Source organism: Bacillota bacterium, assembly GCA_013178045.1.
Lineage (GTDB): Bacteria > Bacillota > Ch66 > Ch66 > Ch66 > Ch66.
In genome coordinates, this window is the sequence record JABLXP010000040.1 from 1 (window position 1) to 11,300 (window position 11,300).

Consider the following 11,300-nt stretch of genomic DNA (forward strand, 5'->3'; position numbering starts at 1 on the left):
TTGGCTCTTGTTTCCTTCTGCCTTCTGTGTACCTCAAAGTATCACCGGGTTCATTCTTCCTGAACATCTTTCGATGTCCTTTCTTCCATCGGGCTTTCGCACAACTGTTTAGTTTTCAAAGACCAGCTCCTAGGCCGCCGACTCGCGACGTTTCTTATATTATCACAGCCAGCCGAATCATGTCAAGCGAAGAATTAAAGGTTTTTATCTTCTTCACCGTTTTTGGAAACGACCTTAGCCACGGCGACCACCTTATCCTTGGGGTCTAAACGCATCAAGGTAATCCCTTGAGTGGCTCGACCCATTTGGGAGATGTCTTCTACATTTAAACGGATAATAATCCCCTCACCACTGATAATCATCAACTCATCGCCGGTCTTAACCACTTTGATACTGACTAGGCTCCCGTTTCGCTTCGTAGTGCGGATCGTCATGATCCCTTTTCCACCCCGGCTCTGCTTGCGATAATCGGTCAAAGGAGTCCGCTTTCCAAACCCGTTTTCTGTTACCACCAGGAGATCCGCATCATTGCGTACGGTATCCATGCTAACTACTAGATCATTAGGTTTTAGGGTAATCCCTTTGACCCCACGGGCCGTCCGGCCCATGCTGCGCACATCGGTTTCTGCGAAACGTATGGCCATTCCCTGGCGGGTGCCGAGAATAATTTCTTCGGTTCCATCAGTTAGTTTTACTCCGATCAATTCGTCGTTTTCATCAAGGTTAATCGCAATGATACCATCCCGCCGTGACGAATCGTATTCGCTCAACTCAGTCTTTTTGACTACACCGCATCGCGTCGCCATAAACAAGTATTTATCGTCCACAAACTCCCGAACTGGGATCACGGCATTGATCTTATCCTCTCCCCCAATCGCCAGCAGATTAACCATCGAAGTCCCTTTTGCTTGTCGGCTGGCTTCGGGTATTTCGTAAACCTTGAGTCGATAGACCCGTCCCCGGTTCGTGAAAAATAAGAGATAGTGGTGGGTCGTGGTGACAAACAAATGCTCCACAAAGTCTTCCTCTTTAGTTGTCATTGCCACGATGCCACGGCCGCCGCGTCGTTGACTTCGGTAAGTGTTAACTGGCATCCGCTTAATATACCCCTGATGGGTAATTGTGATGACCATGTCCTCCTCGGGGATAAGGTCTTCTATTTCCAGCTTGGTGGATTCTTCAACGATTTGGGTTCGTCGGGGGTCAGCGAATTGTTCCTTGACTTTGAGTAGTTCTTCCTTAATGATTCCCAAAACTAGATTTTCCTCGGCTAGTACCGATCGGAGGTAGTTGATCGTCTTGGTCAGTTCCTGAAACTCTTCTTCCAGTTTTTCACGTTCGAGGCCAGTCAGACGTTGGAGACGCATATCGAGGATAGCCTGGGCCTGCTTATCCGAGAGGCCAAAACGCTCCATCAAGGCATTCTTGGCGATCTCTGGGGTTTGGGAACGTCGGATGGTTTGAATTACTTCGTCCAGATAAGCCAGGGCGATCCGCAGCCCTTCGACGATGTGCATTCGTTCTTCAGCCTTATTCAGGTCAAATCGCGTCCGGCGAGTAATTACCTGTTTCCGATGATCGATATAATGATGCAGCACTTCTTTCAAGTTCAGGATTCTCGGGGCACCATCTACTAAAGCCAGCATGATCACCCCAAAGGTATCCTGCATCTGAGTGTGCTGGTAAAGTTGATTAAGTATGACCTGCGGATTAGCGTCCCGACGTAGCTCAATAACAATCCGCATCCCGCTCCGGTCAGATTCATCGCGTAGGTCAGTAATGCCGTCGATCTTGCGTTCTCGAACCAGTTCCGCGATTTTTTCTATTAATCGAGCCTTGTTAACTTGATATGGCAGTTCCGTAACCAGTATAACCTGCTTTCCATTACTCGTCTTTTCCACATGGCATTTGGCTCGAACAGTGATACTTCCCCGGCCGGTGCCATACGCTGAGATGATCCCATCTCTCCCCACAATGATTCCACCGGTCGGAAAATCCGGCCCCTTGATCTTTTTTATCAGTTGGCTTAATTCCACTGTCGGGTCCTCAATGAGCATGACCAGTGCATCAACTACTTCACCCAGGTTATGCGGAGGGATGTTGGTGGCCATACCGACCGCTATGCCTGCCGACCCGTTAACCAGCAGATTGGGAATCCGAGCCGGCAGTACAGTCGGCTCTTCCAATGATTCATCATAATTAGGCCGAAAATCAACCGTGTCCTTGTTAATGTCTGCCAGCATTTCCAGGGTAATTTTCGCCATGCGTACTTCTGTGTACCGCATAGCTGCGGCAGAATCCCCGTCGATTGAGCCAAAATTTCCGTGCCCATCCACCAGCGGGTAGCGGGTAGAAAAATCCTGCGCCATTCGCACCATGGCTTCGTAGACAGCAGCGTCACCATGCGGATGGTACTTAGAGAGCACTTCCCCGACCGGGTGAGCAGATTTCTTGTGCGGTTTGTCAGGCGTCATTCCCAGTTCGTTCATCGCGTATAAAATGCGCCGATGGACAGGTTTTAAGCCATCGCGGACATCGGGCAGCGCCCGGCTGACGATGACCGACATGGAATAGTCCAGGAATGACTTTTTCATCTCTTCGTTGATATCTATCGGGATAATCTTGGTGTTATTTTCTGGCATCAGGAGCACCACCTCATTTCTTAAGAACTAAAATAAACTCTTCCGGGTAAGCTAAAGCTTCTGCGTGACCCGCGGACGTGAATTTTCCCGTCTTCGGGTCGCGCGTTTGCGGCAGAATTTTTGAGGGAATTTCCCGGCGGATCAGGCGATCAAAGGTAAAGCCCACACAAACTCCTGTCTCAGCAAATATTTCAGCGTTGCGGATAGGAACTTTCCGTAAGGTAGTATTACCGATGACAATGCACGTCCGGCCTCCCGGCCGCAGTTTAGTGTACATCTCTTGAATACACTGCTGCATAGCTTGAAAATATGCCAGCACCCCCCGGGCCTCTCCTTTATCTACTCGCTTCAATTCGTCAATTGTCGCGATCGCTAGGGGGCTGAGCAGTCGTTCATTGTTTTCTTCGGGTTGAGCTGTAAACCCTAGAACAATATTGCTTAGTTGATGCAGGTCGGCGTACTCGTAGGAGGTCACATAAGGTGGGGAAGTAACAATTAAATCAAGACTGTTTCTGGGAACAGGTAACTGTCTAGCATCACCGATCTGCACCTTAACCGATGTCGGGCCTTCTTGCGCCTGCATCACGTTCCAGAATAGAAGATTACGCTTTTCCATATAATTTAAATGTTTTTGCAAAGTTGGAATTAACGGTGGAATCCACTTATTTTTATCAACTGTGGGTTTACTTGATTTCATCAGCCAGCGACTGCAGTTTTTCAAGACATTTGAGAATCCACAGAGTAGAAACAGCCGCAGATTTTCATCCAGTTCCTGGTTAATCAGGTGGAGAACTACTTCCAGTTCGGAACGATTCGGTTCGGTAAACCAATAATCTATTCGTTCGTGATTCAGTGACGGGACATTTCCCAACAAAGGGCTGATCAGGTGGCCACTCGCATCGGTCGGCAGATCGGCGAAGAATACATCTAACCGCTCTTTTAACAGTTTGGGCTCAATCGGCATCGTTTTGGCCCGGGAGATCACCCAGGCGATCGGGTTGATGTCCACTCCTACCGCGTGTCGCCCCCGAATGACAGCTTCCACCAGGGTTGTCCCCGAGCCCATAAAGGGATCACAGACCTGTTGGCCTGGACTGGTGTACTCTTCTATCAGCTTGGCTGCTAGCGGGGGTATGAACTTCGCCGGGTATTTATGATAGCCATGCGTAAGCGCTGTGGTCTGGCGGGTTGTGCATTCGGCGAACGACCATGCTGGATCACATAAGGTAGAATTAAAAATGGCCAAAACATCTAACCCGACCATTGACGAATCGATCGCTAAATCCCCTTGATTATACATCCAGGTTACGAACCTCCTTGGCATAACGGTGAATAAACTCCCGCCGCGGCTCAACCCGGTCACCCATCAGGATCGTAAAGATTTCATCGGCCTTAATTGCGTCTTCCAAGGTTACCTGTAAGATGGTCCTGTTGCTGGGGTCCATGGTAGTATCCCAGAGTTGTTCCGGATTCATTTCGCCCAGACCTTTATACCGCTGAATTGAATAGTTTTGACGGCCAATTTTTTTTAAAAGTTGATCCAGTTCTTTATCACTGTATAGATAAAACTGTTCTTTTCCCTTTCTTACTCGATAGAGTGGGGGCTGAGCAATGTAAACATAACCAGCTTCAATTAGCGGTCGCATGTAGCGATAAAAGAAAGTTAAGAGCAGAGTACGTATGTGCGAGCCGTCGACATCAGCATCGGTCATGATGATCAGTTTATGGTAACGGGCCTTATTTATATCAAACTCGTCGGAGATTCCCGTACCCAGTGCTGTAATGATTGCTCTGATTTCTTCATTGCCGAGGATTTTATCCAGACGAGCTTTTTCCACGTTCAAGATTTTGCCCCGTAGGGGTAGTATTGCCTGGAAACGACGGTCGCGACCCTGTTTAGCCGAACCGCCGGCCGAATCCCCCTCAACCAGATATAGTTCACATTCGGCAGCGTCTTTGCTTGAGCAATCAGCCAGTTTCCCGGGGAGAGTGGTAGATTCCAGGGCACTTTTCCGACGGGTTAATTCCCGGGCCTTTCGTGCCGCTTCTCTGGCTCTCGCCGCAGTAACCGCTTTTTCCACGATTTTTTTGCCCACGGCCGGGTTTTCCTCAAAGAAAGTCCCCAATCCGTCAGCCATAATTGAATCAACGATAGATCTAACCTCACTGTTACCCAGTTTTGTTTTGGTTTGTCCCTCAAACTGTGGTTCTGGGACTTTGATGCTGATAACTGCAGTCAGACCCTCGCGGATATCCTCGCCGGACAGGTTTTGATCATTTTCTTTGAGGGCACCATATTTTCTGGCATATTCATTAACTATTCTGGTTAGTGCCGCCCGAAAACCAGCCTCATGGGTGCCTCCTTCCTGGGTATGAATGTTATTAGCAAATGAAAACACGTTCTCCACGTAACCATCATTGTACTGCATAGCGATTTCTACCTGCACATTATCCTTTTCCTTCGCCAGGTAGATGGGCTGGGGATGAAGAACGTCTTTGTTCTTATTGAGGTAGGTAACAAAGTCGATGATTCCGCCCTGCTGCAGCAACCTGACTTTCTCCCCCGTTCGTTCATCCTCCAGGGTTATTTTTAATCCCTTATTGAGAAAAGATAATTCACGTAAACGGGAAAGAATCGTTTCAAAGTTATAGGTGAGTTCTTCAAAAATTTCGTGATCAGGTTTAAAGGTGATCTCCGTACCTGTACCCTCAGTATCACTGATCTGCTGCACATCTGAAGTTGGCACCCCGCGTTCATATCGCTGGAACCACAATTTTCCCTCCCGCCGGATCTTCACTTCCAGCCAGGCAGACAAGGCGTTGACTACGGATAGGCCAACCCCGTGTAATCCACCGGACACCTTATACCCCTTACCACCAAATTTTCCGCCGGCGTGCAAAATAGTTAAAGCAACTTCTACGGCCGGCCGGCCGGTTTTCGGGTGAATATCGACAGGAATACCCCGCCCATTATCAATTACAGTGACACTGTTGTCAGGGTGAATAATCACATTAATCTCATCACAATAGCCGGCCAGGGCTTCATCAATACTGTTGTCAACAATCTCAAAAACTAAGTGGTGTAAGCCGCGCGGGCCGGTCGTACCAATATACATCCCCGGCCGCTTCCGAACCGCTTCCAGCCCTTCCAGAACCTGAATCTGGCTAGCGTCATAATCTGTCACGACGTTTGGCGCCGAATTTCTATGATCTGCCATAAATAATATATGACCTCCCAGATTTTTCTTAACGGTTTATTATAACACAAAAACATTTGTTCTCTCAAGATTGGAAAATTCTGCTCAATAGAAAAATGGCCGTGGGATAACCACGGATTAAAAAGAATCTTTTTCCCAAAAGGAAATCATTCCCTTGAAATGAGATGCCCTCTTGATTAAGGTCATTGAAGAAATTGGCGAATAGTATACGTATTTACTGGTAATCACAAATGATTTTTCCTTTCCTTTTTCCCCTACATACCGAATAAATCCTTCATCCCGGGCCATCTCCAAAAAATCTTTGGTTGCTTCCGCTTTACTGGTTGTTTCCAGGTCCAGGATCGCGATAAGTTCTTCTTTGGGGATAATAGTATCTCCCCCCAGGTGCAGAAACATTATACCACTCCTTGCTCTTTTAAATATTACTAACCCGTCCTTTAGTATGTTTCAAATACCATGGTAATTATTAGGTTGGCCACAAAACTCCGTTCTTAACCTCAATCAGGCTGGCTTTTTTCAATATTTCCGCATTTAAATAGGTGTACTGGGTAGTAGTCAGAAAAGTCTGGACCTTATTGAGCAGTTGTGTAAATAGAAACTCTCGTCTCGATGAATCTAACTCTGATAAAACATCATCCAGCAATAAAACGGGATAATCACCCTGTTCATTGGCCAAAATTTCAAGTTCAGCCAGTTTTAAACTTAAAGCAGCAGAGCGTTGCTGTCCTTGGGAACCGAAATTACGCATTTCATGCTGGTCCAGGTATAAGACGAGATCATCCCGATGCGGTCCAATTAAAGTCACCCCTCGTTTGCGTTCTTCTTTTCTGATATGTTTCAAATGGTCACTAAAATACCGCGCAATGGTGCTTTCAGAGCAATCTATTTCTTGATTTTCTAAAGGTAGGTTTACCGTTGACTGATAGCGAACAAACAACTGTTCGGTATTGGAAGCTATTTTTCTATAAAAATAACTACTTAATTTTGTTAACTTTGGTAAGATTTGTAAGCGACGACCAAGAATTTTTGCTCCTAAAATGACCAGTTGTTGATCCCAAACTTCCAGTGTAGCTAATGAACTTGTAGTTATTGCTAAACTGCGCAGTAGCTGGTTGCGCTGTTCGACCGTCTTTTGGTATTGCTGTAAATAGTAATAATACGACGGATTCAAGCGACAAATGGTTAGGTCAAGATACCGCCGCCGCCGGGTTGGTCCTCCTTTCACCAGGTAAAGGTCATCTGGTGAAAACAACACCACGTTAAATACACCCAGGACATCACTGATCCGGCTACGTTTATAACCATCTATTTTGAGTGACTTCTTTTGGTCAATTTGATACATTAACTCAATATCAAGCGTTCTCTCGTTATTTTGAATTTCTGATTTAATCAGGTAATAACTTGCACCCCAACGTACTAATTCCTGGTCGTGGTTAGTCCGATAAGCCTGGCCGGTACTTAATAAATAGATCGCTTCTAAAAGATTGCTTTTTCCCTGGGCATTATTGCCCCAGATTATATTTAGAGTTGGTGAACACAAAAGATTAGCCTTTGTATAGTTTCGGTAATTATTTAATAAAATTGTTTTCAGCAGCAAATTAGCCACTCCTATCTGGTTAAAAAGTAGGCAAAGCTTAAATTCTTATAGGCAAAACCAGATAGAAATAGTTTTCATCACTGGTGGGTCTGATTACCGCTGAACTCAAAGGACCGGTAAATTGAAATAAAATCTCTTCATTATCGATGATACGAAGTACATCAATGAGATATTTAGAATTAAAAGCAATTAATAAGGGATCACCCTCTAGAATAATCGGCAATTCCTCATATATCGATCCATTTGGAACAGTAGAACTGACGATTAGTTTATCTTTCTGAAGCTCAAATTTAGCCGAACTAATACCCTCAGTGGGTGACATGAGTAGGGCTGCTCGTTCTAGGGTTGACAGTAACTCTTTGGTTTTTAGTTTAATTGTGGAAGAATATTGTTTAGGTAAAACCTGTTTATAATTTGGAAAATGTCCATCGATCAACCGGGAAAGAAGAGCAATCTGCTCTGTAGTAAATAAAATTTGATTTTCGGTAATCGTCACCGAAAATGATTCATTATCATCAAGCAAAATACGGTTAAGTTCGCTCAATGTGCGCGCTGGAATGATGACTTGTTTAATCTGTTGTTCCAGCTCAAGCGGATATTCCTGGCGCTCTTCGCGTACAGCTAAACGGTGGGTATCGGTCGCTACCAGCTTAATAGTGCCTTCTTCAAACAGTAAGAGGACCCCCGTAAAAACTGGACGGACCTGCTCATTTGAAGTAGCGATTAAAACTTGTTTAATCATTTGTTTAAATTTTCCTTGAGTCAAAGTAAAACGTGGACCATCTTGCGAAAGCGGCAAGATGGGAAATTCAGTAGGGTCCATAGTGCTCAGAGTAAACTCTGAGATTCCATATTTGATAGTGATCTGGCTATTCTCACTGTTTGATTCTATGGTGATCTCCTGATCCGGTAAACGACGAACAAATTCTATAAAATAGCGGGCCGGCACAACTGTTTTTCCTTCCAGTTGAACATCAGCCGGAAACGAACATTCTGTCCCGATTTCAAGGTCAGTGGCAGCTAATTTAACCATTTGCTGACCTGTTTCGATCAAAATTCCGGAAAGAATTGGTATGGTTGTTTTAGAAGACACGGATTTTTGAACGATTTGCGTGGCATAGGAAAGATTATCTTTTGTCGATGTAAATTTCATTTTAATTTATTCCCGCTGATTCGGGAAACACCTCCTTGATTGGAATGTTTTTCGGTTGCGTTTGCGTTATTATGTATAAGAATGTTTTTTTATAGTAATAGGAGTAATAATAACTGTGAATTTGTGAATAACCTGAAAAATATCTAATCAGAAAGAAAAACTAATTGTGCATAAAGTTGTTAAAAAATAAAGTAAGTTTAAATCAAGAGGTCTGGATGTTGCTAATAAGTTCGTTTAGAAGTGCCTCGATGCTGGGATCCATTTGTTTATCTTCGTGAATTTTCGCGTGAGCATGAATTACTGTGGTATGGTCACGGCCACCGAAGGCTTGCCCAATTTGGGGCAGAGATAGATCAGTCAGTTCACGGCAAAGGTACATGGCAATTTGACGAGGAAACGCTACTTCTCTGGTTCTTTTTTTTGCTTTGAAGTCTTCAAGGCGGAGTCCGAAATGGCGAGCCACTACTTCTTGTATCAACTGAACCGTAACTGGTTTGGGTTGTGCTGCGGTGATTATGTCTTTGAGTGCTTCTACGGCAAGTTCGGTGGTAATCTCGCGGTTATGAAGGGTAGCATAAGCTACCACCCGGATTAGGGCTCCTTCTAATTCTCTGATATTAGAATGGATTTTATCAGCGATATATAGCATAACTTCATTGGGGACCGTAAGATTTTCTAGCTGGGCTTTTTTCCTTAAAATGGCAATTCTTGTTTCAAGATCGGGTGGCTGAATGTCGGTCAGCAACCCCCATTCGAAACGTGAACGCAAACGATCCTCCAGAGTAGGAATTTCTTTCGGTGGCCGGTCACTTGAGATTACCAATTGTTTATTAGCTTCGTGTAAGGCATTAAAAGTATGGAAAAATTCTTCCTGCGTTCTCTCCTTGCCAGCCAGAAATTGAATGTCGTCGATGAGTAGTATGTCAACATTGCGGTATTTATTTCGGAATTCAACGGTTGTGTCGTCCCGAATGGCATTAATCAACTGATTGGTAAAAGTCTCCGAGGTTACATAGACAACTTTCATATTTTTGAATTGCTGGAGAATATAATGGCCAATAGCATGCATTAAATGCGTTTTTCCCAGTCCTACACCGCCATAAATAAAAAGAGGATTGTAGGCCTTCGCCGGGGCTTCAGCAACGGCAAAAGAAGCAGCATGTGCAAAACGGTTGCTGTTGCCAATTACAAACGTATCGAAGGTATATTTCGGGTTAAGGTGATAAGTTGGAAGATCATAAAATTTATTAGAATTTGTTGATGAAATATCTTCATCTGTGTTGGGAATAATAAAAGATAGTTGAACTGATTTGCCTAGAAGGAGTTGCAGTTTGTCTTTTATCAAAGTGGCGTAACGGCTTTCTAACCAGTCACGGGCGAATGAATTGGGGACGCTGATCAGCGCTGTTTGTCCTTGGACATCGATTAACTTGATTGATTTCATCCAAGTCTCAAAACTTGGTTTTGTAAAGTCATCTTCAAGTAACTGTAAAGTTTTATTCCATATTTTGTTAATGTCAGTTTTCGGCATTACTGAGTTACCCCCAATTATTAAAAAAAAATAAGGACAAAGTTAGTGAATGATATGCCTGATCTTTTTAGAAAAAGGCATGGTAGGAAATTAACATAATTATTCACAAACTTATCCACAGATTGTGTATAATCTTTGAAGTTATAGTTTTTGCTTTTTTATGATAGCAAAAAAAAGGAAATTGATCAATATAAATAAATTGAGGGTTATCCACAGACAAAACCCAGGAATGTATTTCTTTTATTGACAATTAATCACTAACTACGATATAATTAAAAAGACTTTTAAAATAAAGGAAGTTTTCTGTTACGCACGATGAAAAGTAAGGAATGAAACTTTTCTGTGCGTAATTAAATTATTTGGTTGAATAATATAATAGCTGGGCGTGTTGTGGAGGGGGTGTAATTGAGTTTGAAGCGGACGTATCAACCAAAAAGACGGAAACATAAAAGGGTGCATGGGTTTTTGAGTAGAATGCGTACGAAGGGCGGACGAAATGTGCTGGCCAGGAGACGCTTAAAAGGAAGAAAAAGATTAACTGCTTAAAGGCCGCTCTATGTGGCCTTTTCATAACGTATGGATAAATGAGGTTTTATTAAAGAGGATAATTATTCTTTATTACTTTATGTGGGGATTAATAGAGAAGAAAAAGATAGATAAATTAAGGTGGTGAAACGGAGGGGGTGCTGAAGAAGGAGTTTCGGTTAAGAAGTAAAAAGGAATTTAAGGCGGTATATAATGCCGGTCGAGTAATCGGCGGAAATTACCTGGTAATATATTTACGGGCAAACAGAAAAGAAAAAAATCGCTGGGGATTTGTTGTATCGCGGAAAGTTGGTGGGGCGGTCATCCGGAATCAGATTAAACGGCGCTTGCGTGAGGTTACTAAAATGATACAAAATAATCTCAAGACGGGTTACGATATCGTAGTTATTGCCCGGTCCGGCATTAGAAAAGTTGAATTTTGGTCACTGCTCAAGGATTTAGAACATACGTGTCGAAGGGCAAAAGTATATATTTAAAGTATATATTTGAGCCTTTTGCAATTTTCCAACACTTGATTTACTAAGGATTTTAGGGCCATAAAAAAGGACTTCACCCCAATTTGGAGAAGTTTTCAAGTAACCAAACCGAAAACCCCATAAAGGAGTGAAGTCAC

9 protein-coding genes are annotated in these 11,300 nt (G+C 43.8%); 2 read left to right on the plus strand and 7 right to left on the minus strand.

The genetic code is table 11. The annotated features are described in order from the left end of the window. Positions 1 to 194 precede the first annotated feature (194 nt). The 7 genes from gyrA to dnaA form a co-directional block, all read right to left on the minus strand. Positions 195 to 2,642, minus strand: a complete 2,448-nt coding sequence (gene gyrA, locus HPY81_11170) for a DNA gyrase subunit A (protein NPV27963.1) — start codon at positions 2,640 to 2,642, stop codon at positions 195 to 197. 13 nt (positions 2,643 to 2,655) lie between these two features. Then, positions 2,656 to 3,942, minus strand: a complete 1,287-nt coding sequence (locus HPY81_11175) for a hypothetical protein (protein NPV27964.1) — start codon at positions 3,940 to 3,942, stop codon at positions 2,656 to 2,658. After that, positions 3,935 to 5,860, minus strand: coding sequence for a DNA topoisomerase (ATP-hydrolyzing) subunit B (gyrB, locus tag HPY81_11180; GenBank protein NPV27965.1), 1,926 nt, complete (start codon positions 5,858 to 5,860; stop codon positions 3,935 to 3,937). Before gyrB ends, HPY81_11175 begins: the two co-directional genes overlap by 8 nt. Positions 5,861 to 5,977: 117 nt before the next feature. After that, on the minus strand, positions 5,978 to 6,256 hold the full coding sequence (locus HPY81_11185; GenBank protein NPV27966.1) for a DUF370 domain-containing protein: 279 nt from the start codon (positions 6,254 to 6,256) through the stop codon (positions 5,978 to 5,980). Between the two features lie 70 nt (positions 6,257 to 6,326). Next, positions 6,327 to 7,457 carry a DNA replication/repair protein RecF gene (gene recF / locus HPY81_11190; GenBank protein ID NPV27967.1) on the minus strand — a complete coding sequence of 377 codons (1,131 nt, stop codon included), beginning with the start codon at positions 7,455 to 7,457 and terminating at the stop codon, positions 6,327 to 6,329. A 37-nt stretch (positions 7,458 to 7,494) separates the two neighbouring features. Beyond that, complete coding sequence (gene dnaN, locus HPY81_11195; GenBank protein NPV27968.1) at positions 7,495 to 8,610, minus strand: DNA polymerase III subunit beta; 1,116 nt, start codon at positions 8,608 to 8,610, stop codon at positions 7,495 to 7,497. A 202-nt stretch (positions 8,611 to 8,812) separates the two neighbouring features. Then, positions 8,813 to 10,141 carry a chromosomal replication initiator protein DnaA gene (dnaA, locus tag HPY81_11200; GenBank protein NPV27969.1) on the minus strand — a complete coding sequence of 443 codons (1,329 nt, stop codon included), beginning with the start codon at positions 10,139 to 10,141 and terminating at the stop codon, positions 8,813 to 8,815. Positions 10,142 to 10,552: 411 nt separating this feature from the next. On the opposite strand from dnaA, the gene rpmH reads away from it, so the two are divergent. After that, positions 10,553 to 10,687: a 50S ribosomal protein L34 gene (rpmH, locus tag HPY81_11205; GenBank protein NPV27970.1), complete on the plus strand. Its 135-nt coding sequence runs from the start codon at positions 10,553 to 10,555 to the stop codon at positions 10,685 to 10,687. A gap of 137 nt (positions 10,688 to 10,824) precedes the next feature. Continuing rightward, positions 10,825 to 11,163, plus strand: coding sequence for a ribonuclease P protein component (gene rnpA, locus HPY81_11210; protein ID NPV27971.1), 339 nt, complete (start codon positions 10,825 to 10,827; stop codon positions 11,161 to 11,163). The last annotated feature ends 137 nt before the right edge of the window (positions 11,164 to 11,300 follow it).

Coding starts and splice junctions, on each gene's coding strand:
- gyrA (NPV27963.1), bottom strand. CDS start 2,642: ATGCCAGAAAATAACACCAAGATTATCCCGATAGATATCAACGAAGAG.
- HPY81_11175 (NPV27964.1), bottom strand. CDS start 3,942: ATGTATAATCAAGGGGATTTAGCGATCGATTCGTCAATGGTCGGGTTA.
- gyrB (NPV27965.1), bottom strand. CDS start 5,860: ATGGCAGATCATAGAAATTCGGCGCCAAACGTCGTGACAGATTATGAC.
- HPY81_11185 (NPV27966.1), bottom strand. CDS start 6,256: ATGTTTCTGCACCTGGGGGGAGATACTATTATCCCCAAAGAAGAACTT.
- dnaN (NPV27968.1), bottom strand. CDS start 8,610: ATGAAATTTACATCGACAAAAGATAATCTTTCCTATGCCACGCAAATC.
- dnaA (NPV27969.1), bottom strand. CDS start 10,141: ATGCCGAAAACTGACATTAACAAAATATGGAATAAAACTTTACAGTTA.